The sequence below is a fragment of the Chryseobacterium sp. JK1 genome (assembly GCF_050632815.1).
Lineage (GTDB): Bacteria > Bacteroidota > Bacteroidia > Flavobacteriales > Weeksellaceae > Chryseobacterium.
On record NZ_JBODRU010000001.1, the window covers coordinates 969,839 to 992,438 of the forward strand.

Annotated in this window: 23 protein-coding genes; 11 read left to right on the forward strand and 12 right to left on the reverse strand. The window is 35.9% G+C overall.

Translation table 11 applies throughout. The features are described from left to right. The first annotated feature begins 26 nt into the window (after positions 1 to 26). The 5 genes from ACQ76T_RS04265 (at position 27) to ACQ76T_RS04285 (ending at position 3,928) form a co-directional block, all read left to right on the forward strand. On the forward strand, positions 27 to 1,097 hold the full coding sequence (locus ACQ76T_RS04265; protein WP_431342100.1) for a branched-chain amino acid aminotransferase: 1,071 nt from the start codon (positions 27 to 29) through the stop codon (positions 1,095 to 1,097). Positions 1,098 to 1,266: 169 nt separating this feature from the next. After that, a complete protein-coding gene (locus ACQ76T_RS04270; RefSeq protein WP_431342101.1) occupies positions 1,267 to 1,779 on the forward strand; it encodes an FKBP-type peptidyl-prolyl cis-trans isomerase in 513 nt (170 codons plus the stop codon). A gap of 81 nt (positions 1,780 to 1,860) precedes the next feature. Continuing rightward, a complete protein-coding gene (locus ACQ76T_RS04275) occupies positions 1,861 to 2,898 on the forward strand; it encodes a peptidylprolyl isomerase (RefSeq protein ID WP_431343714.1) in 1,038 nt (345 codons plus the stop codon). A gap of 70 nt (positions 2,899 to 2,968) precedes the next feature. Beyond that, positions 2,969 to 3,550 (forward strand): hypothetical protein, encoded by a 582-nt coding sequence (locus tag ACQ76T_RS04280; RefSeq protein WP_431342102.1) that lies wholly within the window; start codon positions 2,969 to 2,971, stop codon positions 3,548 to 3,550. A gap of 156 nt (positions 3,551 to 3,706) precedes the next feature. After that, the gene (locus ACQ76T_RS04285) at positions 3,707 to 3,928 is read left to right on the forward strand and encodes a hypothetical protein (RefSeq protein WP_431342103.1); all 222 of its coding nucleotides are present in this window, start codon (positions 3,707 to 3,709) and stop codon (positions 3,926 to 3,928) included. A 91-nt stretch (positions 3,929 to 4,019) separates the two neighbouring features. On the opposite strand, the gene ACQ76T_RS04290 is transcribed toward ACQ76T_RS04285, so the two are convergent. Next, positions 4,020 to 4,265, reverse strand: coding sequence for a hypothetical protein (locus ACQ76T_RS04290; protein ID WP_431342104.1), 246 nt, complete (start codon positions 4,263 to 4,265; stop codon positions 4,020 to 4,022). 615 nt (positions 4,266 to 4,880) lie between these two features. On the opposite strand from ACQ76T_RS04290, the gene ACQ76T_RS04295 reads away from it, so the two are divergent. Further along, entirely contained in the window at positions 4,881 to 5,402 is a 522-nt protein-coding gene (locus ACQ76T_RS04295; RefSeq protein ID WP_431342105.1) for a hypothetical protein, read from the forward strand. 242 nt (positions 5,403 to 5,644) lie between these two features. On the opposite strand, the gene ACQ76T_RS04300 is transcribed toward ACQ76T_RS04295, so the two are convergent. The 6 genes from ACQ76T_RS04300 to ACQ76T_RS04325 all read right to left on the reverse strand — a co-directional run bounded on the left by ACQ76T_RS04300 (position 5,645) and on the right by ACQ76T_RS04325 (position 12,400). Beyond that, positions 5,645 to 7,003: a M28 family peptidase gene (locus ACQ76T_RS04300; RefSeq protein ID WP_431342106.1), complete on the reverse strand. Its 1,359-nt coding sequence runs from the start codon at positions 7,001 to 7,003 to the stop codon at positions 5,645 to 5,647. Between the two features lie 56 nt (positions 7,004 to 7,059). Further along, positions 7,060 to 8,466, reverse strand: a complete 1,407-nt coding sequence (locus ACQ76T_RS04305) for a M28 family peptidase (protein ID WP_431342107.1) — start codon at positions 8,464 to 8,466, stop codon at positions 7,060 to 7,062. Positions 8,467 to 8,520: 54 nt separating this feature from the next. Further along, on the reverse strand, positions 8,521 to 9,765 hold the full coding sequence (locus ACQ76T_RS04310) for a DUF1015 domain-containing protein (protein WP_431342108.1): 1,245 nt from the start codon (positions 9,763 to 9,765) through the stop codon (positions 8,521 to 8,523). Between the two features lie 2 nt (positions 9,766 to 9,767). Then, complete coding sequence (locus tag ACQ76T_RS04315; RefSeq protein ID WP_431342109.1) at positions 9,768 to 10,733, reverse strand: D-2-hydroxyacid dehydrogenase; 966 nt, start codon at positions 10,731 to 10,733, stop codon at positions 9,768 to 9,770. A 123-nt stretch (positions 10,734 to 10,856) separates the two neighbouring features. Beyond that, a complete protein-coding gene (gene serC / locus ACQ76T_RS04320) occupies positions 10,857 to 11,921 on the reverse strand; it encodes a 3-phosphoserine/phosphohydroxythreonine transaminase (protein ID WP_431342110.1) in 1,065 nt (354 codons plus the stop codon). 128 nt (positions 11,922 to 12,049) lie between these two features. Next, on the reverse strand, positions 12,050 to 12,400 hold the full coding sequence (locus tag ACQ76T_RS04325) for a 4Fe-4S dicluster domain-containing protein (protein ID WP_431342111.1): 351 nt from the start codon (positions 12,398 to 12,400) through the stop codon (positions 12,050 to 12,052). Between the two features lie 60 nt (positions 12,401 to 12,460). On the opposite strand from ACQ76T_RS04325, the gene ACQ76T_RS04330 reads away from it, so the two are divergent. From ACQ76T_RS04330 to ACQ76T_RS04340, 3 genes are all read left to right on the forward strand, one after another. Continuing rightward, a complete protein-coding gene (locus ACQ76T_RS04330; protein ID WP_431342112.1) occupies positions 12,461 to 13,495 on the forward strand; it encodes an acyl-CoA reductase in 1,035 nt (344 codons plus the stop codon). A 49-nt stretch (positions 13,496 to 13,544) separates the two neighbouring features. After that, a complete protein-coding gene (locus ACQ76T_RS04335; RefSeq protein WP_431342113.1) occupies positions 13,545 to 14,009 on the forward strand; it encodes a peptidylprolyl isomerase in 465 nt (154 codons plus the stop codon). Positions 14,010 to 14,086: 77 nt separating this feature from the next. Beyond that, entirely contained in the window at positions 14,087 to 14,773 is a 687-nt protein-coding gene (locus ACQ76T_RS04340) for a Bax inhibitor-1/YccA family protein (RefSeq protein WP_431342114.1), read from the forward strand. A gap of 443 nt (positions 14,774 to 15,216) precedes the next feature. On the opposite strand, the gene ACQ76T_RS04345 is transcribed toward ACQ76T_RS04340, so the two are convergent. From ACQ76T_RS04345 to ACQ76T_RS04365, 5 genes are all read right to left on the reverse strand, one after another. Next, positions 15,217 to 15,465, reverse strand: coding sequence for a DUF6952 family protein (locus ACQ76T_RS04345; protein WP_431342115.1), 249 nt, complete (start codon positions 15,463 to 15,465; stop codon positions 15,217 to 15,219). Next, on the reverse strand, positions 15,465 to 15,773 hold the full coding sequence (locus tag ACQ76T_RS04350; RefSeq protein ID WP_034698499.1) for a thioredoxin family protein: 309 nt from the start codon (positions 15,771 to 15,773) through the stop codon (positions 15,465 to 15,467). Before ACQ76T_RS04350 ends, ACQ76T_RS04345 begins: the two co-directional genes overlap by 1 nt. A 125-nt stretch (positions 15,774 to 15,898) precedes the next feature. Continuing rightward, positions 15,899 to 16,531 carry a peroxiredoxin gene (locus tag ACQ76T_RS04355; RefSeq protein WP_047098363.1) on the reverse strand — a complete coding sequence of 211 codons (633 nt, stop codon included), beginning with the start codon at positions 16,529 to 16,531 and terminating at the stop codon, positions 15,899 to 15,901. 146 nt (positions 16,532 to 16,677) lie between these two features. Beyond that, positions 16,678 to 19,617, reverse strand: coding sequence for a M16 family metallopeptidase (locus ACQ76T_RS04360; RefSeq protein WP_431342116.1), 2,940 nt, complete (start codon positions 19,615 to 19,617; stop codon positions 16,678 to 16,680). A 37-nt stretch (positions 19,618 to 19,654) separates the two neighbouring features. Further along, complete coding sequence (locus ACQ76T_RS04365) at positions 19,655 to 20,848, reverse strand: pyridoxal phosphate-dependent aminotransferase (protein WP_431342117.1); 1,194 nt, start codon at positions 20,846 to 20,848, stop codon at positions 19,655 to 19,657. 164 nt (positions 20,849 to 21,012) lie between these two features. On the opposite strand from ACQ76T_RS04365, the gene ACQ76T_RS04370 reads away from it, so the two are divergent. Together ACQ76T_RS04370 and rsmG are read left to right on the forward strand one after the other, a co-directional pair. Further along, a complete protein-coding gene (locus ACQ76T_RS04370; RefSeq protein ID WP_431342118.1) occupies positions 21,013 to 21,849 on the forward strand; it encodes a GLPGLI family protein in 837 nt (278 codons plus the stop codon). A gap of 98 nt (positions 21,850 to 21,947) precedes the next feature. After that, positions 21,948 to 22,583 (forward strand): 16S rRNA (guanine(527)-N(7))-methyltransferase RsmG, encoded by a 636-nt coding sequence (gene rsmG / locus ACQ76T_RS04375; RefSeq protein WP_431342119.1) that lies wholly within the window; start codon positions 21,948 to 21,950, stop codon positions 22,581 to 22,583. The last annotated feature ends 17 nt before the right edge of the window (positions 22,584 to 22,600 follow it).

Consider the following 22,600-nt stretch of genomic DNA (forward strand, 5'->3'; position numbering starts at 1 on the left):
GTAGAACATCGTAAAAATTTTAAAAAATGATAATTCAAAAAACTGAAAACTCCAGAATTTCTACATTTGACCCTAATAATTTTTCATTTGGTGGTACTTTCATTGATCATATGATTATATGTGAGTATGAAGATGGAAAATGGGGGGATGTAAAATTAGTTCCTTACGGTCCAATACCATTTACCCCTGCTATGATGGGAGTAAACTATGGACAAGCTTGTTTTGAAGGTATGAAAGCCTATAAAGACAAAGACGGGCAGGTTTTCCTTTTCAGGCCTGAAAAGAATTTTGAACGTATCAACAAGTCTGCAAAGCGTCTTGCTATGCCTGAAGTGACTGAGGAAATGTTTTTAGAAGGATTAAAAGCATTGGTAGATATTGATAGAGAATGGATTCCACAGGGAGAAGGAATGTCATTATATATCAGACCATTGATTTTTGCTACAGAGGAAGCTTTGAAAGCAAGGGTATCTAATAAATATATGTTCGCTATTGTAGCAACGCCAGCGAAGAGCTACTATTCTGAGCCTGTTTCTGTAAAAATCTCAGATCATTATTCAAGAGCTGCCAACGGTGGAGTAGGTTCTGCTAAAGCTGCTGGAAACTATGCTGCTTCTTTCTACCCTACACAATTGGCTATTGAAGAAGGATATGAGCAGATTATCTGGACAGATGACGCTACTCATGAGTATTTCGAAGAAAGTGGTACTATGAACGTATTTGTAAGAATTAACGATACTATTTATACACCTCCAACTTCTGAGAAAATCCTTGACGGAGTTACCAGAGACAGCTTTATTCAATTGGCTAAGAAAAGAGGAATTGAAGTGAAAGTAGAGCCAATTCCTGTGAAAACAGTAATTGAAGCTTTAAAATCCGGGAACCTTAAAGAAGTATGGGGAGTAGGTACAGCAGTTGTAACCACTCAGTTCCAGGCTTTAGGTTACCAAGGTGAAAAACTTGAACTTCCTAGATTGTCAGACGAAGAAAGCTATGCTGCTTTTCTTAAGAAAGATCTTGTTGATTTACAGAATAACCTTTCTGAAGATTCATTCGGATGGAGAGTGTTGGTAGATCACGTTCTTGAAACAGTTTAATTTTACTTACAATAAAATAGAAAAGCCGGGAATTTCCCGGCTTTTCTATTTACTTTGCATAAACTCATCAAAAGTTGAATGGATTACGGAGTGAATAGCTAACACATTCGTACATTTCTTCTTCAAGTTTTGTAATTGATTCACGAAATGTGTATTTTCGCAAAAGTTTATGAAAAAAATACTCTTCATATCAGCCATTAGTCTGCTAAGCTGTAACAGAAATACACAGACAGCACATCCACCTGTAGGTGGGGTTTTGAGCCAGAAGGATCTTGATGTTTCCAGAAACAGGATGAAAAGTCTGAATGTTATAGAAAGAGGTCAGATTCAGGATTGGATCAGTGGTCAGTCTGTGAAATATTACCCTACACAGCTTAATTACTGGGTGACGGTAGAAGGTTATGATCAGAGAGAAAAAAGAGCCGATAATACGCCGATTTCTTATTCTTATGATCTGTATGATTTTGATGAAACCAAGATCTACGATACCCCTATTGAAAGAAGAGATGCCAAATTTGGCCATTTTGATGAACTGAAAGCGGTGGAAAATGCTTTGCGTTTTATACATGATGGAGAGGAAGTAACGCTTTTGGTGCCGTCTTCTTTGGCTTATGGTACTTTCGGAGACGAAAAGAAAATAGATAATGACATTCCATTAATCATAAAATTAAAAGCTCTATAATACATGAAATTGTTTAACAAGAATATAATTCTGGCAGCGGCAAGTATTTCGCTGATGAGTTGTACCCCAATTTATAAAAAAATGAACGTAGACAAAGAAACTTACGAAGGTCTTAATGACGGACTTTATGCGAACCTTCAAACTACAAAAGGTAACCTGATTGTAAAGTTTGAAGACAAGAAAGCACCAGTAACTGTAGCCAACTTTATCGGTCTTGCAGAAGGGAAAATCGACAACAAAGCTAAGGCTAAAGGAGTTCCTTACTATGACGGAACTATTTTCCACAGAGTAATCAAAGATTTCATGATCCAGGGAGGTGATCCTCAGGGAACAGGAATGGGAGATCCTGGATATAAGTTTGAAGATGAAAAAAATGACCTTAAACACACAGGGAAAGGTATTCTTTCTATGGCAAACTCCGGGCCTAACACCAATGGTTCTCAGTTCTTTATCACTGAAGTTGCTACTCCTTGGTTAGACGGAAGACATACGATCTTCGGGAAAGTAGTAAAAGGTAACGACGTAATTGATGCTATTGCTAACGTAGAAAAAGGAGCTCAGGATAAGCCTAAAACTGATATCGTTTTAGAAAAAGTTTCTATTTTCGGAAAAGGTGACGAGTACAAGCACTACGATGCTGCTAAAACTTTCAACGAAGGAAAAGGTAAAATCGCAGAAAACAATAAAGCTTTCATTGCTAAAGAAGAAGCAGAAAGAAAGAAAAAAGAAGAAGAATTCAAAGCAAACCAGGAAAAACTGGTAGAAAGCTTAAAAGCTGGTATGCAGAAGACTGAATCTGGTCTTTACTATAAAATCACAAAAACAGCTGACGGAAAAGCTCCAAAAGCTGGTGATAATGTATCTGTACACTATGCAGGTAAATTGGTAGACGGAACTGAATTCGATTCTTCATTCAAAAGAAACGAGCCTATCGAAATTCCAATCGGAATGGGAAGAGTTATCAAAGGATGGGATGAAGGAATCCTGTTGTTAAAAGAAGGTGAAACCGCTACATTATTGATCCCACCAGCAATGGCTTACGGAGAAAGAGGAGCAGGAGGCGTAATTCCACCAAACTCTTGGTTAGTTTTCGATGTTGAGCTTGTAAAAGTAAAATAATTCAATCTGGTAAGATATAAAACCGCTCCCAAAGGAGTGGTTTTTTTATGAAATGATATTAAAATAAGAAATGAAGATAAAATTAATCGTAGCTATAATTTCATTTTTTTCAGTGTTATGCTTTGGGCAGAAGAAAGAAGTGGATTATCATGAAGGAATAAGAAGAGATTTTACCTCTTTTTTCAAAAATATAAAAGACAAGGAGATTGAAAAAGCAGTTGATTTTATTTACCCTAAATATATAGCAGGTATAGGCCGGGATAAAATGTTTACAATTTTGAGCCTGGCTTACAATAACCCGGCTTTCGCTACAGATATTCAGGATTTTAAAGTAGATCATATAAAAAAGCCTGAATTTATAAAAGAAGAATATTTCTCAATGATTGATTACTCTTTTGCCATGAATTTTAAAGTAGATTGGAAGGTAATTAACGATCCGGAATCAATGAAACAAAAAATACATGATGCCCTGATGCTTCGATACGGAAAAGATCATGTGACCTATTTCAGTGATGGAGATTACTATAGCATTCATGCTCATATGAAAGCATGTGCTGTTTCAAAAAACGAAAAAAACTGGAAATTTTTACTTGTTGAAGAAAATAACAAACCTGTAAATATTTTGCCACAGAAAGTCTTAGACAAATTCTGATCACTTAATATAAAAATAGGATCTTTTACCTTTGATATTTAATATAGCAGTCCCATTTTGGGACTGTTTTTATATCCATATACCGTAAAAATCCGGATTTCCTCAGGTGAAAATTATTTATATCTTTATCTATCACCCATAAAACAGAATAAGAATATGTTTGATCTTAATTACGACCTGATAAAACGGGAAATTGAATCCGAAGTATGTAAAGAACATCATCTGCATCCGGAATTTGTGAAAACAGACGATGGTTTTGGAATAAAAGCATGTTGTCAGCCTTTTCACGCAGAGCTAGTAGCAAAATCTGAAAAAATGATTGAAGAAGAAACCAAAAGCTTCCTCGATAAAATGATGAAAGATATGTTTAATGAATAGATAGCCTCATAATAAAATGTAAGGATATCAAATTTATTGCAAAAAAACCGCTCCAAAAGAGCGGTTTTTTTAGTAAAAGAAAGATTAAAAGTTATATGTTTCTGCCGAATCCTTTCTTCACTCCTGCTCCCGAAAGAGAACTAATGAATACAAGGCCAAAGCCGATATAAGCGGCAAAAGCGGTCAGATATATTATTAAGCTGTTTAAGCTTGGGTTAGTGGTATATACCAATACAGAAAAAGCAGCAAAACTCAACACCAATAGCAGGCTCCAGATATGCATTTTTGTAGCGTCTTCATTTCTCTTAAAAATCATTTCAAAAAAGTCTCTCATCATTACTTACATTTTAAGGGTTATACATTAATTAATAGAATAAACAACAGTCTTATCACGGTAAAAAGAAGGGTAAGTTCTCTTACTGGGCTAAGGTTCATGATAGCTTTGCTGCTTATACAGATATTATCAATCCGAATTAAAAAATCCAGAATAAATAAACAAATTTTGAATCATTGTTCAATGATCCGAGGGTGATGATACCAGTCAGATACGGGGCATAAGACTGCTGTGAAAAATCAACGGGAGAGTTGGCTTTTCACGAACCCGTATCCTTTACGGCATCGTAGAAAAAAAAGGATTCATATACATCAATATGAACTTGAATCAGTGGAAAACTGAAAATCCACAGAAAACCTTTTTTCTCATCCTTAGTGCTTTTTTATAATTTTTTTCTCTTTTATTGATATGCGAATTTCATGCCAAAGTTCTGTTTTTGTGATCTGTGCTTTGTTTCAAGAGGGTAGAGGAATGATTGTAGTATGGTTTTTTTTATTTGATATCTTATTAAGTTTAGAAAAATTTTCTATTTTTAATTCTGAATTATTTGAATAACAGAAAATATTACAGCGTGATTCTGTTTTAATTAATTTAAAATATTCATATAATTATGTAATAATGAATCAGAACGATTTAAAAAATCATATAAAGATATGTATTGCCAACCTTCTGCGTCTGGCAGAAATTAATTGTTGGAATACTATTTCTCCTAATTTATTTTTTATTCTGTCTGATTTTAATGAGTTTGAAGGCAAAAACTCCTTTGGACGAGACAGGTCCCGAATTAGAATTAATAAATCAAAAGAGTTACTTACATTAGATTCAGCAGTAGAATTTCTGTATAAAGAGCTTGATGATCTTTATGATGTTAATTTGTATATTTTCCGATCTAGCAAAAAAGAGACTATAGTTGAGATACAGTATTATAGGAAGTCAAATTTTGATGCTGATTATTTTGAGGTTGTAAAAGATAATCTATCGATGTTTCATTCAAAAATTGAAATACCTGTATATGCATTAGAGGGAAAAAAATTTGATGTCAATTGGAAATCTGGAGGTGGATGGCATCACACATGGAAAAGTTTTTTATGGAGAAATTTTTTGTATAAGCATAAAATTAAAAGTAAAAAGCACAATTAGGGTAACCCCGACAGGATTAAATCATTGTATTGAGTTCTTATTATTGGCGAAAATAAGTCTTAATTTTAAAAGCACAATATTGCCAATATTTTCACAGAAATATCACAAATAGAATTATTCAAAATGTATTCTTCAAAAAAAATCCCCAGTCATCCATGTAAATCTGCGAAATCCGTGGTTAAAATATAGAGGTTTTTATCGTTTTAAAAAAAGAAAACCGCCTTTGCAGACGGTTTCATATTTTACCAGTTTTTATCAATCATATAAATGATCTGCGTCAAAGTTGTCGCGCCTAATAAAAGCTCTCTTCGGTTTACCTTTTCAAAAGTATCTTCTTCCGTATGGTGTATGTCAAAATAGCGTTGCGAATCCGGCATCAGTTCAGCTGCAGGAATTCCCATGTCATGGAGCGGATACAGATCGGTTCCGGAGAATCTTTCTTCAAAGTTATACACTCCGTAGGGAAGGAATAGTTTTGACCAGCTTTTGATCTGGCTCCTTTTAACATCGTCCATATCAAGGGCAATTCCTCTTGGAGCAAAGCCTCCGGCATCGGTTTCAATGGCAAAAAGATGCTTCTCGTTATTGTCTTTTACGGCTTTACCATATTGTATTCCGCCTTTTACACCGTTTTCCTCGTTCGCAAAACAAACGACTCTGATTGTATGGTTGTTGTGGATTCCCAGCTTTTTAAAAGTCCTCAATACTTCAATGCTCTGAACAATTCCTGCACCATCGTCATGAGCTCCCTCACCAACGTCCCAGGAATCAAGATGTCCGCCTACCAGAATAACGCTTTGGTCTTTCTTGCCGGTGATTTCTCCGATTACAGAGTGTGAGAGCTTTTCACCTTTCATTCCGCAATTGGAATTAAGTTTAGCCGTTACTTTCTGACTTTTCAGTAAAGCTTCCAGTTCGTCTGCGGTGGTGCTTCCAACAGCAACAGCCGGAATTTTGGAAACATTATTCTCATAACGCATGGCGCCGGTGTGAGGAACGTTGTCGAAAGCAGAAGAAAGTGATCTGATAATAGCAAATTTTCCTCCTTTTTTTGCAGTTAAAGACGCAGCTGTTGTTCTGTATTTTGCAGCGTCACTATATCCTTTGAAAGTTTCTATAAAAGACTGGCTGAAAGGGTAGTTGAAAAATATAATTTTATCTTTTACTTTTTCAGCAGGAAGTTTGTCATATTCTTCCATGGATTTTACCATGATAATTTCTCCAGAGATATCTTTCCCTTTGGTTCCTTCAGAGTTTCCTAATGACAGCATCTTTAAACTTTTCCAAGTGCCATTGGCTGTTTTAATGTGTAAAGATTCTTTTCCTCTTTCCCAAACCGGGATCATGACTTCCTGAAGCCATACTTTGTCTGCTCCTGCATCCCGAAGTTTCTGCTCTGCCCACTTTACAGACTTTTCGTAAGCTTCTGAACCACTTAGGCGATGTCCTATATTTTTCGTAAGCTCCCGGAGTTCGTTATATCCTTGTCCATTGTTTAAAATCTCTGTAGAAATTTTATTGAATTGTATGGAATCTTCTTTGGTTTGTGCAAAAGCAACCATTCCAAAAAGTAATAATGAAGTTCCTAATATCTTTTTCATTGTTATCCAATTTTATTGATCCTATAAATAAATTATGTCTGGAAATTGCTTCCATCTTACCAATTTTTATCTACCATAAAAATCATCTGCGTTATCGCAACGGCTCCCAGTAGAAGTTCTCTTTTGTTCACTTTATCGAAAGTGTCCTGTTCAGAATGATGATAATCAAAATATCTTTGGGTGTCCACCACGAGTTCAGCGAGAGGAATATCCAGTTTTTTTAAAGGAGAGATGTCCTGGATAGCTTCTGTTTGGTCAAAATCATACACTCCGTAAGGAAGAAAATATTCTTTCCACGGATAAATGAGTCTTCTTCTCTGAGGTGACATATCCAATGAAAAACCTCTTGGAGAGTAGCCTCCAGCATCTGTACCTAGAGCAAACACGTGCTTTTCTTCTTTCTTTTTTATATAGGCTGCATACATTTCACGCCCTTGCCCGCCATTTTCACTGTTAGCAAATAAGACAACACGAATGGTATGGTTATTTTCATAGCCCAGTGCTTTCAGGGTTCTTAAGACCTCAATACACTGAACGACTCCTGTTCCGTCATCTATTGCTCCTTCGCCAAAGTCCCAGGAATCCAGCTGGGCTCCTAAAACAATAACTTTAGCGTCTTTTTTACCTTGAATTTCAGCAATAATATTCGGATTGGTAGTTTCGCCTTTGGATTCGGCGGTCATGTTTATTTTGGCCGTAACCTTTTGTTTTTTTAATGTTTTCTCCAATTCATCAGCTGATCGTACGCCAATTGACAAAGCGGGGATTTTAATTTTGTCATCCGGCTCGTAGTAGATCATTTTAGCATGAGGCGTGTCATCATTAGCCGTTGTTAATGATCTTATGATTAATGCTTTTGCACCTGTTTTGGCAATAACAGAAGCGGAAATTAATTTTGATTTTGCCGTCTGTAAATAAGAATCACTGGTATTGATAATTTTCGGGTCCATAGGAACGTTTACGAAAACTATTTTATCTTTTAATTGACCTATGGACATTGCGTTGAGCTCTGAAGTAGAATTAATTAAGACAATTTCACCTGTAAGGTCTTTTCCTCCCGTTCCCTGAGAATTTCCAAAAGAAAGCATTCTGATATTTTTCCAGTCTCCATTTTCGGTTTTTATCTGCAGAGATTCTTTTCCACGTATCCAGACAGGAGCTTTGGCTTCTTGTCTCCAGATCATATTAATACCGATTTCCTTGAACTTTTTTTCTGCCCATTCTACTGCTTTTGTATATCCCGGAGTAGCACTGAAGCGAGGGCCAATCCCTTTTGTGAGTTCTCCCAGATTATCATAAGCTTTACCATTGGTCATGATCTCATCTGAAATTTTTTTGAATTCCTCATGGTAATTTAATTTTATAGGAATAGCTGTTTTATTAGCTGGTTTTTTCTGTGGTTTTTTTTGAGAAAATAAAAATCCACTCAAAAAGAGTGGAAGTATAATGAATATTTTTTTCATTTTTTATTTACCTTTCTTTTTCGATGATAAAAGTAGGGAAAAAATAGGAATTTATTAAGGTTTCATATCGTACATTAAAAGAGCTGTAATCAATTTTGGCTCAATGAATGTACATTTTGGAGGCATACTCAGTTTCAGGTCTGAAATTTTAATCATATCGTTAAAACTTACAGGATATATTCCGAAACCTACCTTTCCTTCGCCACTGTCTATTTTTTCTTTTAAAATATTGATTCCATTGATGTTGGATGTTCCTTTTACATATGAAATAAGTTCAGAACTATCAGGATCTTCAATTTTTAAAATATTTTTGAAAATGTATTTATCTAAAAGATGGTGATCCAGATTATCAAGAGACATTTCTTTAGAACGAAGATCGTGCTTCACGTGAAGGGAGTAGAACTTACCATCCAGATACATTGAAATGTGGAATTTCTGAGAAGGGTAGTAGGAAGTTTCTCCTTTCTCGTGGATAAGGAAATATTTGTCCAGTTCCTTTAGGAAATCTTCAGAGGAAACACCATTCAGGTCATGTAAAATTCTGTTATAATCATGAATCTTAATAGATTGGTTGGATACGATGAAGCTGTAAACAAAATTGTATTGTTCTGTTCCGTTATGTCTTTTGTTTTTATCTTTTTGTCTTTTTGCATTCAATGCTGTAGATCCAATTCTATGGTGTCCATCAGCGATGTAAAAAGAATCAATCTGATCAATTACTTCTTTGAACTGTTGTAGTTTCAGACGGTTGTCTATTCGCCAGATTTTATGTCTGATTCCAATAGAGTCTATATGATTGAAGATCGGAACGTTTTTTTCTTCATGGTTCATCAGCAACTCAATTTTTGAGTTGGCAGGATAGGTAAGCAATACAGGTTCCGCCTGCAGGTTTACTTTTTCCAGGTAATGTGCCAGTTTTTCTTTTTTCTGTGGAATGGTACTTTCGTGTCTTTTGATTTTTCCACCCCAGAAATCTTCAATACTCGCTAATCCCAGAAGTCCTCTGAAAACCTGTTTGTTGGGATAGATCTGCTCATAAAGATAGTAGGCTGAATTGTCCTGGACCAATTTTTTTTCGTCCAGAAGTTCTTCAAAGGTAGAACGGATTTTTCTGAGGTTCCGGTCAATATCTTTAGATTTACTTACAACGTATGGTTTAATCATATTGATGTAAGTATTCTCAACTTGAGCTTTCTCTGCAATCTCTTCCTGGGTGAAATTATCCAGAGGATGTGTAGGGAAAGTACTCTCGATGTCTCTATGAGGTCTTATTCCACGGAAAGGTTTAAAAACAGGCATATTTATCTTATAGTTTCTTTTTGTAGCTTAATAATTTGTTCTGCAAGTTCGACACCGATTTTCTCTTGCGCATCTATCGTGTTTCCTCCTACGTGAGGAGAAAGGGATAATGCAGGGTTCATAAGTAAAGGCAGTTCCGGAGTAGGTTCGTTTTCAAAAACATCCAAAGCGGCTCCTGCTACTTTTCCTGATTCGATATAATCTATCAGTGTCACTTCATTAATCACGCCTCCTCTTGCAGTATTGACAATATAAACACCGTCTTTCATTTTTTCAAACTGAGGAGTGTCTATAATATATTCATGAGTTTTAGGAGTATTGATACTGATGAAATCTGCATCCTTAAGGAAATTGTCCATGTCATTGGTGGAAGTGATTTCGAAGTTGACAGACTGGCCGTCAAAGAAGTTCAGGGTAAGAACTTCTGTTTTTGGGCTTCTTGTCAGAACCTGTACTTTCATTCCTAAAGCAATTCCTATTTTTATAACTTCCTGGCCGATGCTTCCGAAGCCAATTACTCCTAACGTTTTTCCTGAAAGTTCATACGCGTTGCTAAATGACTTTTTCATGGCATTGAAGTGAGTTTCTCCTTCTAATGGCATCAATCTGTTGGATTCATGAAGGAATCTTGCCAATGAAATAAAATGTCCGAATACCAGTTCTGCCACCGATTTTGAGGAGGCTGTCGGGGTATTAATAATTTTAATTCCTTTGCTTTTTGCATATTCAACATCAATATTGTCCATACCGATACCGCCTCTGCCTATGATTTTAAGACCAGGGCAAGCATCAATCAGATCTTTTCTCACTTTGGTTGCACTTCTCACCAAAAGAACATCCACATTATTATCGTTTATAAAATTAATAACGTGATCCTGAGCCACTCTATTGTCCAGAATTTCAATTCCGGCTTCTTTTAGAGTGCGTTCTCCTGCTTTTGAAATGCCATCGTTTGCTAAAACTTTCATGTGTTATTGGATTTAAAGATTGAAAGGGTTACCTATTTCAATATTTTAAAACTGGGGCGCAAATTAATGAATTTAAATTAACTGCTGTTAAATCTTTCAATCTTTGAATTTTTATTTCTTAAATTATTTGATAGATTTCATTACATCTACCAATACCTGTACGCTCTCGATAGGTAGGGCGTTGTATAGGCTGGCTCTGTATCCGCCAAGGCTTCTGTGGCCATTTAATCCACTGATTCCTGCAGCTTTCCATGCGTTATCAAATTCTTCTTTTTTACTTTCATCTGTGATTTTGAAGGATACATTCATTAAAGAACGGTCTTCCTTTACACAGAATGTTTCGAAGAGTGGGTTACTGTCTATTTCATCGTAAAGAAGTTTGGCTTTTGCTTCATTTCTCTGTTCTGCAGCAGCTATTCCACCATTTTTTTCAAGATGCTGAAGGGTTAGTAATGATGCATATATTGGAAATACCGGCGGGGTATTGTACATAGATTCTTTGGAAATATGCTGTGAATAATCAAGCATAGACAGCATATTCTCTCTTCCGGTTTTACCCAGAATTTCTTTTTTGATTATCACAAGTGTAACTCCTGCAGGTCCCATATTTTTTTGAGCTCCTGCGTAGATTAAGTCAAATTTAGAAAAATCAAGTTGTCTTGAAAAAATATCAGAACTCATATCACACACCATAAGGGTGTCTACTTCAGGGAAAGACTTCATCTGAGTTCCGTAGATGGTGTTGTTGGATGTACAGTGGAAATAATCGTACTCTGAACCCACCGTATACTCTTTAGGAATAAAAGAATAGTTCTCCTCTTTTGAAGACCCTAAAACATCCACTTTTCCTAGTTTTTTCGCTTCTTTAATAGCTCCTGCAGCCCATGTTCCTGTATCCAGATAGGCAGCCTTTCCTCCTACTTTCATCAGGTTATAGGGTACCATAGCAAACTGCATACTCGCGCCGCTTCCTAAGTAAAGTACTTCATAATCATCACCAAGATTCATCAACCTTTTTACAATTGCACGCGCTTCGTCCATTACTGCAACGAAATCTTTACTTCTGTGAGAGATCTCAAGAAGAGACAATCCGATACCATTAAAATCCAAAATAGCCTCTGCTGATTTTTCAAATACCTCTTGTGGTAAAATACATGGCCCTGCGCTGAAGTTGTGCTTTTTGTTCATATTTTTATTTTTTGGCTGCTGTCAGAATATATTCTATTCTTTTAGCTTTGTTTGTGGTTTTCTATAAAGAATTATTATGTTTTTGGGGGTAAAAAAAGCCGTCTCAAAGATCATGAGACGGCGTCTTTCTATTCGCCGTGTAAGAATGCTTTTTTATTAAGTAGAGTCTCTTCTGACTCTACATGATCCTCATCCGGAACACAGCAGTCTACAGGGCATACAGCCGCACACTGTGGTTCCTCATGGAATCCTTTACATTCTGTACATTTATCTGTTACAATGAAATAAACATCATCACTTACAGGTTCCTGAGACGCGTCAGCATCTATCGTAAGACCTGAAGGCATTGTTATGGTACCCTGAAGACTTGTACCTTCTGAAGCTTTCCAATCTACGGCTCCTTCATATATTGCATTATTTGGACATTCCGGTTCGCAAGCCCCGCAGTTAATGCATTCATCAGTTATTTTAATAGCCATCGCTAATTTTTTTTAAATTTGCACAAAATTACAAAATATTCCCCAATTTTTAAAGTAATTATGAATACCGAAAATCAAGTTTTAGGACTTATTAAATTAAGCGATTATATAAAAGCGTTTTTATCGAAGAAAACGGAAGATTATAATGAAGATGATGTTAATATTGACTTATTATTAAACAAATCTAAAATTGAAAATCAATGGTTTACTATTGAGAATCAGAAATTTGCTTTACAGCAGTGGGCAGATCTTCTTACAGAAGACAATATCAAAAACTGGCTTGAAAATTATTCAATCTCAACAATCTCAAAGAGAGTAGGACTGATTTTGGCCGGAAATATTCCTTTGGTGGGCCTTCATGATGTAATTTCTGTAGTGCTAAGCAATCATATTCCTGTGATTAAGCTGTCTTCAAAAGATAAATATCTGATTCCGTTTCTGTTGAATAAATGGAATGCATTTTCTGATGGTCAGGTTCAGTTCGAACTGGTAGAGAAATTGGAAAATTTTGATGCGGTAATTGCAACAGGAAGTAACAACACCGCAAGATATCTTGAATATTATTTTAAAGACCATTTAAGTATTATTCGTAAAAACAGAACGTCAATTGCCGTTCTGAAAGGAGATGAGACAGAAGAAGAGTTAAAACTTCTGGCTCAGGATATTTTCCAGTATTTCGGATTAGGATGCAGAAATGTGACAAGAGTTTTTATTCCTCAGGATTTTGTTATTGACAGGCTTTTTGAAAGTTTTATTGATTTCCAGGATATCATTCACCACCATAAATATGCTAACAATTATGATTATAACAGAGCCGTTTATCTTTTGAATCAGGAAAAATTCTGGGATAATAATTTTGTGATGCTTAAAGAAGATGATAAGTTGTTCAGTCCGCTTTCTGTGATCAATTTTAGCCGTTATGAATCTCTTGATGATGTAAAGAACTTTATTGCTGAAAATGAAGAAAATATTCAGTGTACTGTTGCTAAGAGTGAGTTGGGATTAAACTCAATTTCTTTTGGCGAGGCGCAAAATCCGGGGCTTGATACCTATGCGGATAATGTGGATACAATGAAGTTTTTGGAATTGGTGTGATTTTCGTATCTTCCATCACTTATTTTCACCAAATAATAAGTTTGATCATATGAGAAAATTATTTCTAGGCCTTGCTATCATAATCGGGCAGTTGATGTTTGCCCAAAAGGTTGTTGATGTAAAGGTGGAAGGCAGTCAGAAAAAGGATTTGCCGGCAGAATTGGATAAAGATAAAATAGCGATATACAACGCTCAATTTATCAAATTTATCACTGCTTTAAAATCTTCTGACAGAAAAACGATGGAAAGTCTGCTTGCACCAAAAGCCAAGGAATTGGTGACGGATGTTGTTTATAAAAAACTGTCTGCTGATATTGATTTTAAAAAGACGCTTGTGCTCTTGAAATCAGGCTATAAATCTACGATGGATGGAAAGGTATATCCTATGATTATTTATAAATATTCTGACGATCAGTCGGCAGCACCGGAAAATATAGTAACTGCCGTATTTGAAAATGACGGAAAGATATTAGGAATAAAGCCGAAGCCTAAAAAGGTTGTGGGTGTTAAGTAATAATTCCTTTTTTTTACTGTCATTTATATGGGAAGTAATACAAACTATGAAATAAATTAAACAAAAAAATATAAATTATGAAGACCGATGTTTTAGTTGCTCATTCTTCAGAAATGGAGAAAGCAGATTTTTACAAAAAGACGTATTTGCACGTTGCTTTGTCAATTCTTGCCTTTATTGGAGTTGAAACGGTTCTACTGAAAACAGTACCCGCTGAAGTTATTACGATGATGTTTGGCCAGAGATATATTTGGCTTCTGATTATTGGAGTATTCTGGTTAGCGTCTGTTTTAGCATCCAAATGGTCATTGTCGCAAAGTAAATCTACACAGTATCTTGGTTTAGGGTTCTATATTCTGCTGGAGGCTGTCATCTTTATGCCTTTGCTTTTTATTGCGGTTAATGTGGCGGGAGCAAATGTGATCTTTCAGGCTGCAATGCTTACTATTGCAATGTTTGCAGGTATTTCTGCAGTTGCTTTTACCTCTAAAAGAGATTTTTCTTTTTTAAGGAATATCATTGTAATTGGAGGGTTTATCTCAATCGGACTAATTGCAGGAGGAATATTTTTCGGTTTCAACTTAGGGCTATGGTTCTCTGTAGGAATGGTTATTTTAGCTTCTGCAACCATTTTATATCAGACAAGTAAATTAAAAGATTCTTATGGTACAGAACAGTATGTGGGAGCGGCTTTACAGCTTTTTGCTTCTATTATGCTTTTGTTCTGGTATATCTTAAGTATTCTGATGAGCAGAAGAAACTAATTGAATTTCTTTAATACAATACAGTCCCGGTGAAGTTTTCATCGGGATTTTTTTATTTCTTTTTTGAATATAAGTTTTCACTCTAACTTTAGGTTGTGTTTAATTTTTTTGACCACGGATTTCATAGATTTTCACAGATGATTGAGTGTATATTTTTGATTGATAAAATTGAGTATGTATTTATTCATGGTATTTGTGTAAAATTTTTGTGTTATGTATTATAAGTTGTAAAGCCAAAAAATCCTGATGAAAATTCACCAGGATTTTGATTGGGTATTCTTCAATAAAGGGAATACAGTTACCACCTCATACTTGCTTTAAAAGCTTTCTGAAGTTCTGATTTCGCAGAAACTGAATGGATTATTGAGGAATGTAAAGAAGTATATTTATGAGGAAAACCTCAGGAATTTTGTGTTTTTCAATGATGGTATATTGAAAAATATTTATTTGTCGATAGACCCAAGAACCTTTTGTGCAAAAGAGTTTAAAGCATCTTTTTCACTCATTCCGTTCTGTACGTTGGCGTGAACTTCTAGAGCACCACAGATATTAGTGATAAGTTCTCCTGCAACGTTTAAGTCTTCTTCATTTGTTCCTCGGAACTCGCTGAAACTTTCCAGAACCTCTAAGGTTTTCTCAAGATTTTCAGGAGTCTGATTCTGATAAAACTGTCTGATGATAGGTAATTTCATTATGCTAATTCATTAAAAAGGTTAATTAAACTTTCTGCCTGGTTAGACTGAACCTGGTTTACCAACTCACCGTTTTTGAAAATGGCGAAAGTAGGTAAGTTGTCTACTTTTGCTAATTTTCTGCTTTCAGGAAGTTTTTCAGCATCTACGTATAAAAATGGAATAGAATCGTTTTCTGATGCTAATTTTTTGAATTTAGGCTTCATGATTCTGCAGTTTCCGCACCATGTTGCGCCATACTGTACAACTACTTTTTCGTTGTCGTTAACTATATTTTGTAATGTATCTTCGGTTAATTCTGTGTACATGATTGTAATTTGAAATTTGTTAATTTGAAAATGTATTAATGATTTATAAAGAAGAAAATGAGATAATTTTTAATCATCCTGAGATTAATTTTCAAATTATCTCATTTTCAAATTAACACATTATATTAGTTCTTTGCTAAGTACTCTGCAGTAGAAGTTCTGTCAGCTTTCATAGCGTCTTTTCCTTCTTCCCAGTTTGCAGGACATACTTCACCGTGTTTTTGAACGTGAGTATAAGCGTCGATTAATCTTAAGAATTCTTTTACGTTTCTTCCTAGAGGCATATCGTTTACCGCTTCGTGGAAGATTTTTCCAGTTTCGTCGATAAGGTAAGTTGCTCTGTAAGTAACGTTAGAACCTGTGAAAACTTCTTCTCCTTCTTCATTGTATTCAAAATCCTGATCTACAATTCCTAAAGTGTTAGCCAATTGTCTGTGAGTATCAGCTAAAAGTGGATAAGTTACACCTTCAATACCTCCGTTATCTTTTGGAGTGTTTAGCCATGCAAAGTGTACTTCATTTGTATCACAAGATGCACCGATTACTTTTGTGTTTCTTTTTTCGAATTCACCTAAAGCCTCCTGAAAAGCGTGAAGCTCTGTAGGGCAAACGAAAGTAAAATCTTTTGGGTACCAGAATAAAAGAACTTTTTGTTGGTTGTTTACTGCTTCATCAAGGATGTTGATTCTTAGATCGTCACCCATTTCAGACATTGCATCGATTGTTAAATTTGGGAATTTTTTTCCTACTAAAGACATAATTTTCTGTTTTTATATTTAAATTTCTTATGCAAATATAGAGAAGTTTTGTCTATCGAACAAACGAATTTCGATAAATAAAATCTATAATTGTTTTTGATGTGTAATACATAAAAAAGCCCTGATTTCAGGGCTTTTTCTTTATTTTAATATCCAAATATTTCGGTAAGGTTAAGCTTTTTAATCTCGCCTAATTTCTGCATATCTGCTTCATTTACTTTGTCTTGTGCTGCCACAACACAATAGGTGTAGTTTTTGTTTTTCATCTCCTTGTCGTGGAACGCATTGATGTCTGCAAAAGACAACTTGGGAGCCTGTTCGTACACATTCTTTCTTATGTCGGAATTGTTACCAAGTCTCTGTGATTTCAGGTAAGAGAAAATAATTCCGTCCTGAGTAATTCTTTCGGACGCAATAGATTTTTTCAATCCGCTTTTGGCGGTTTCAAATAATTGTTCAGATTTTGGAAGAGTGGTTAGAAGCTCATTCATAGCTGTAGTCGACTCGTTGAATTTGTCTGCCTGTGTTCCTACATAAGCCATTACCATATCTTTATCTGCCTTCTTGTTCGGAAGCGCAAAGTAAGAATAAGTAGAGTAGGCCAAAGCTTTAGATTCTCTGATGGTCTGGAAAACAATAGATCCCATTCCGCCTCCAAAATAATTGTTGAATAAACTTACAGTTGGTGTAATGCTTGGGTTGTACAGATCTGAATTTCTTACCCAGAAAATCTCAGCCTGCACCATATCATAATGGGCAAAAAGCACTTTGTTTTTATCTGTCGGAATCTGAGTGAACGTTTTTGTCTTAGGAAGTTCTTTCAGTGTTGCAGGAAGCTTGTGGATAGGTTGTAATGACGCTACTACTTCATTTCCTGATTTCGGTCCGTAATACAATACTTTATGTTTGAAATTGAACAGATCGCGAAGTATACTGATAAGGTCTTCTGCTTTTAACGCGTCAAGTTCAGCATCACTCAATACATTGTTGAAAGGATTTTGAGCTCCATACTGTGCATAGCTTCTCAATCCGGCCATAATGGAGGCTTTGTTCTGCTTAGCGTTGGCTCTTGCTTTCTTCAGTCTTGCTTTGTATGCATCCAGTGCTTTCTGGTCAGCCTGACAGTTTTTGATAAGATCTTCAAACAGGGAAATGGTTTTGTCGAAATTTTCATTCAACCCTTCAAGAGATACATAGGTTTCTTCGTTACCTGCGCTTACATTGAAGCTTGAAGCCAGTTTGTAGAACTCTTTGCTGATGGTTTCTGAAGACTTATCTTTTGTTCCTAAATACTGAAGATATTCTGCAGCCAAAGGAAGAATTTTGTTGTTCCATTTTCCTGAATCAAAATGGTAGTACATTCTGAATAGGGCATTGTCGGTGTTTTTCACAGAAAAAATTTCGACTTCGCCCAATTTATTTTTGGCGATATCTTTATCATAATTGAGCCAAACAGGAGAGATTGCGTTTTCCGGCATCTCATCAATCTTTTTAAGGAAAGGAGACTGATCTTCTCTGTTTACAGAAACAGGAGTAATGGTTGGTTTGTCTACTTTTACAATACTTTTGTCTTCCCCTTTTCTTTTATAAACCGCAACATAATTATTGGTTTGAAGATATCTGGAAGCAAAATCCATAATGTCTTTTTTAGTAAGCTTGGAGATTTCTTCCACGTATTCCAACATCACTCTATGATCAACTTCTGAGGTGAACTCATCCATCAGAATGCCAGCTCTTGAGGAATACTTTTCGTCTTTCTGGATGATGTTTTTCTTTTCGTTGTTTACAATAGACTGTATCAGATCGTCGGAAAATTCCCCTTTTTTTAGTTTATCGATTTCCTGTAGTAGTAGATTTTTTACTTCATCCAGAGATTGCCCTTCGGTAGGTCTTCCCTGTAAAAGTAAAACAGAATAGTCTTTTAGAGCATAAGGAAAAGCTTCCGCTCCCAATAATTTCTGTTTCTTTACAAGGTCCAGGTCTATTAAACCAGCTTGTCCGTTAGTAAGCATATTTCCTACAAGATTCAGCAGTCTTGCATCTTTGGTAGAAGCTCCAGGAAACCTGAAGCCAAGCATTACGCTTTCAGGGTTGGGTCCAACAACTTCTTTTGTTACAGGAGAAGCGATGGGTTTTTCCTGGCCCACTTTATATTCAGGTACCGGCTTTGATTTCATGTAAGAAAAAGCCTTGTCAATTTTAGCAATTACTTCATCCGGATTGAAGTCTCCAGACATGATGATTCCCATATTGTTGGGAACGTAATAGTTGTTGTAATATTCTCTGATGGCGTGTAGAGAAGGATTTTTAAGGTGCTCTATGGTCCCGATGGTAGTCTGCTTTCCGTAGTTGTTGTTAGGGAAAAGATTGGCAAACATGGCATCAAACACTTTGTCTCCATCATCATCAAGAGTTCTGTTTTTCTCTTCATATACCGCTTCAAGCTCTGTATGGAAAAGTCTCAGAACAGGCTCTCTGAATCTTTCAGCCTGCACCGCAAGGAATTTGTCAATAACATTTGCCGGGATATCTTCTGTGTAAACCGTTTGTTCGAAAGATGTAAAAGCATTCGTTCCGTCTGCCCCCATTCCGGCCATCATTTTGTCGTACTCATTGGCAATCGCGAACTTGGCTGCTTCTCCGGAAACTCTATCAATTTCTTTATAGATCTCTTTTCTTTTCACTTCGTCTTTGGTCTGATTGTATTTTTCATAAAGAGCATCAATCTGATCCAAAAGAGGTTTCTCCTTTGTCCAATCTTTAGAACCAAACTGGTTGGTTCCTTTAAAAAGCATATGCTCCAGATAGTGAGCAAGCCCTGTATGATTGGAAGGGTCTGTTTTACTTCCTGCTTTTGTTGCAATATACACCTGAATTCTCGGGTCTTTTTTGGTTGGACTTAAGATAACGGTTAAGCCGTTTTTTAAAGTGTAGTACCTTGCGGAAGTAGGATCATTGGTTACGTATTTGTATTGGTAACCATTAGAAGTAGCTTCTTTCCATTGGAAATCCTGACCATAAGCATATCCTGCAAAACTGGCTGCAGCAATGCTGGTAGCGATCGTTAGTTTTTTTAACAAATTCATTGTTGTGTGGCTGTGTTTTATTTTCTTTATGTAGTTCTTAGTTGAATTTTTCTAATAATTCTTTAATTCTCTTCATCGCTTCTCTTAAATCTTCTTCAGAAGCTGCGTAAGAAAATCTTATACATTCCGGGCTTCCGAAAGAATATCCGCCAACACAGCCTACATGGGCATTCTCCAAAATGAACATGGCGAAATCGTCAGAATTTTTAATTTCAGTTCCATTTAATGTCTTTCCGATATAATGGGAAATGTCTGGGAAGAAATAAAAGGCTGCTTTTGGAAGCAATACTTTAAATCCAGGGATTTCTTTGATCAAATCATATACGAGATCTCTTCTCTTTTTGAAGGCATCAATCATATATCTGTATTCAGCAGGATCTGTTTTTAATGCTGTGATGGAAGCTCTCTGTGCTACTGTGTTCGCTCCGCTGGTCATTTGTCCCTGTACTTTTTCACAAGCTTTGGCCAGCCATTCCGGGCAGGCAGAATATCCAATTCTCCATCCGGTCATTGCAAAAGCTTTCGACATTCCGTTGATTACTGCGGTCTGCTCATATACTTCAGGAAACTGGGCGATAGAAGTTGTTTTTGTTTCATAATTGATGTATTCATAGATCTCATCAGAAATGATCGTTACATGAGGGTATTTGGCTACTACTTTTGCGATAGATTTCAATTCATCGTACGTGTAATATCCTCCGGAAGGGTTACATGGCGAGCTGAAAAGAATAGCTTTGGTTTTCTCATTGATGGCTTCTTCCACCTGTTCTGCAGTAACTTTAAAATCCGTTACATAAGAAGTGGGAAGCATAACAGAATTTCCGCCCATCATTTTTACCATTTCATCGTAGCTTACCCAGTAAGGAGCCGGAAGCAATACTTCATCCCCATCATTGATAATAGCGGCCAGAACATTTAAAATAGACTGCTTTGCCCCGTTGGATACACAAATCTGCGTAGGTTTGTATTTCAGGTTATTATCTCTTTTTAATTTATATGCGATCGCCTCACGCAGTTCCAGAAATCCCGGAACAGGAGAGTAGTGGCTGTAATTTTCGTTGATAGCATCGAAAGCGGCCTGTTTGATATTGTCCGGAACATCAAAATCCGGTTCACCAAGAGTTAAGCTGATTACATCTATTCCGCTGGCTTTCATTTCTCTGGCCTTATTAGACATTACAAAAGTCTGTGAGTATCCTAATCTTTTTACTCTATCTGAAAGTTTATCCATGTATTTTTTGAATTTTAACAAATATATAATAAAAACGTTTTGCAAATGGAATAAAAATAGAGTTGATTTGAAGATTTTTGTCAGGTTTTTTGATGAGTGTAACTGCTGTGTTTCTTCTATTTAGTTTAAATAAATAAAGCTTATTTTAGCAAAAACTAAAACCTATGAAGAAGACATTGAAAATCATTTTTTTACTATCCTTTTCTCTCTTTTCTGCTCAGAATTACCGTTTTGTATATGAATATAAAATGAGACCTGATCTTGCAAAGAAAGACTCCATTATTACAGATTATATGAATCTGGATTCCGACGGCAGAAAATCGTATTTTTATAACTCTGTAAAGTATGAACGGGATTCTATTTATAATGTTGATAAAAGTTTTTCAGCACTTCTTGCCAGTAAAAGATATGACCGGAATCTGAACTACATCCTTGAAAAAGATCACTCGGGAAAAACAATGAATCTGTACGACAAATTCAAAGGAATAAATCTGGTTATTGCAGATCAGGAAATGCCCGTGTGGAAGGTTCAGAAAGAGTTTATGAATATTGACGGAATGAGTTGTCAGAGAGCCGTTACAGACTACAAAGGACGAAAATGGGAAGCCTGGTTCAGTAAAGATTACCCGATCAGCGACGGCCCTTACAAATTCAGCGGACTTCCGGGGCTTGTTGTGAAGATAAACGATACAGAAAATAATCATGCTTTTCATTTGATTCAGGTAAAAAAGATGAAATCGATCTTTGCTCTGTTGCCTAAAAACAATAAGAAAACATCGGACTTCGATTATAAGAAATTTCTGTCCGGATATACCTTTACTCCGGATGATATCGAAAGTATTAATATGGATTCAAAAGCCGGAACAATGGGGGTACAGCTGAAAGATGGCTACATTACACAGCTTGATCTTAATGATCTTAAAAAATCCGGGAAAGGAAATCCGGATGCTGAAATGGCAAGACTTCTGATGAAAACCAATAATCCTATTGAACTCAATTAAACCCAAAAAGTTCTGAAGCATTTTGTTTTGAATATAACCCTGGTTAAAATTTGAAAAAAGCCAATAAAAACTTATTTTTGCAGACTATAATAATTCATATGTCTACATCGTTACTATTAAAATACTTTCCGGATCTTACAGAAACACAGTTAAAACAGTTTGAACAACTTGAAACTTTGTATAATGAATGGAATGAAAAGATCAACGTAATTTCCAGAAAAGATATGGAATCGCTGTACGAAAAACACATTCTGCATTCTTTAGGAATTGCAAAAGTAATGGAATTTGCTCCGGGAACTAAAGTTCTGGATATTGGAACCGGAGGAGGCTTTCCGGGAATTCCTCTGGCTATTTTGTTTCCTGATACAGAATTTACCCTGATTGATTCTATCGGTAAGAAAATCAGTGTAGTAAATGCCGTAGCAGAAGGGGTTGGCCTTAAAAACGTGACGGCTATCCACGGAAGAGCAGAAAAATTGAAAGAAAAGTTCCACTTTGTAGTCAGCAGAGCTGTTACCCAGATGCCGGAATTCTTAAGATGGCTGAAAGGTAAATTTGAAAAAGAACAGTTTAATCCTAAACACAACGGAATTTTATATCTAAAAGGCGGTGATCTTGCGGAAGAACTTGCCGGACTTAAGTGTGAGATTTTCAATCTGAAACACTATTTTGAGGGAGAGTTTTTTGATACTAAAAAAGTAGTATACGTATCAAAAGGTAATTTTAATTCGTAATTTGGCAGGAGTAAGGA

Coding starts and splice junctions, on each gene's coding strand:
- ACQ76T_RS04265 (WP_431342100.1), top strand. CDS start 27: ATGATAATTCAAAAAACTGAAAACTCCAGAATTTCTACATTTGACCCT.
- ACQ76T_RS04270 (WP_431342101.1), top strand. CDS start 1,267: ATGAAAAAAATACTCTTCATATCAGCCATTAGTCTGCTAAGCTGTAAC.
- ACQ76T_RS04275 (WP_431343714.1), top strand. CDS start 1,861: ATGAACGTAGACAAAGAAACTTACGAAGGTCTTAATGACGGACTTTAT.
- ACQ76T_RS04280 (WP_431342102.1), top strand. CDS start 2,969: ATGAAGATAAAATTAATCGTAGCTATAATTTCATTTTTTTCAGTGTTA.
- ACQ76T_RS04285 (WP_431342103.1), top strand. CDS start 3,707: ATGTTTGATCTTAATTACGACCTGATAAAACGGGAAATTGAATCCGAA.
- ACQ76T_RS04290 (WP_431342104.1), bottom strand. CDS start 4,265: ATGATGAGAGACTTTTTTGAAATGATTTTTAAGAGAAATGAAGACGCT.
- ACQ76T_RS04295 (WP_431342105.1), top strand. CDS start 4,881: ATGAATCAGAACGATTTAAAAAATCATATAAAGATATGTATTGCCAAC.
- ACQ76T_RS04300 (WP_431342106.1), bottom strand. CDS start 7,003: ATGAAAAAGATATTAGGAACTTCATTATTACTTTTTGGAATGGTTGCT.
- ACQ76T_RS04305 (WP_431342107.1), bottom strand. CDS start 8,466: ATGAAAAAAATATTCATTATACTTCCACTCTTTTTGAGTGGATTTTTA.
- ACQ76T_RS04310 (WP_431342108.1), bottom strand. CDS start 9,765: ATGCCTGTTTTTAAACCTTTCCGTGGAATAAGACCTCATAGAGACATC.
- ACQ76T_RS04315 (WP_431342109.1), bottom strand. CDS start 10,733: ATGAAAGTTTTAGCAAACGATGGCATTTCAAAAGCAGGAGAACGCACT.
- serC (WP_431342110.1), bottom strand. CDS start 11,921: ATGAACAAAAAGCACAACTTCAGCGCAGGGCCATGTATTTTACCACAA.
- ACQ76T_RS04325 (WP_431342111.1), bottom strand. CDS start 12,400: ATGGCTATTAAAATAACTGATGAATGCATTAACTGCGGGGCTTGCGAA.
- ACQ76T_RS04330 (WP_431342112.1), top strand. CDS start 12,461: ATGAATACCGAAAATCAAGTTTTAGGACTTATTAAATTAAGCGATTAT.
- ACQ76T_RS04335 (WP_431342113.1), top strand. CDS start 13,545: ATGAGAAAATTATTTCTAGGCCTTGCTATCATAATCGGGCAGTTGATG.
- ACQ76T_RS04340 (WP_431342114.1), top strand. CDS start 14,087: ATGAAGACCGATGTTTTAGTTGCTCATTCTTCAGAAATGGAGAAAGCA.
- ACQ76T_RS04345 (WP_431342115.1), bottom strand. CDS start 15,465: ATGAAATTACCTATCATCAGACAGTTTTATCAGAATCAGACTCCTGAA.
- ACQ76T_RS04350 (WP_034698499.1), bottom strand. CDS start 15,773: ATGTACACAGAATTAACCGAAGATACATTACAAAATATAGTTAACGAC.
- ACQ76T_RS04355 (WP_047098363.1), bottom strand. CDS start 16,531: ATGTCTTTAGTAGGAAAAAAATTCCCAAATTTAACAATCGATGCAATG.
- ACQ76T_RS04360 (WP_431342116.1), bottom strand. CDS start 19,617: ATGAATTTGTTAAAAAAACTAACGATCGCTACCAGCATTGCTGCAGCC.
- ACQ76T_RS04365 (WP_431342117.1), bottom strand. CDS start 20,848: ATGGATAAACTTTCAGATAGAGTAAAAAGATTAGGATACTCACAGACT.
- ACQ76T_RS04370 (WP_431342118.1), top strand. CDS start 21,013: ATGAAGAAGACATTGAAAATCATTTTTTTACTATCCTTTTCTCTCTTT.
- rsmG (WP_431342119.1), top strand. CDS start 21,948: ATGTCTACATCGTTACTATTAAAATACTTTCCGGATCTTACAGAAACA.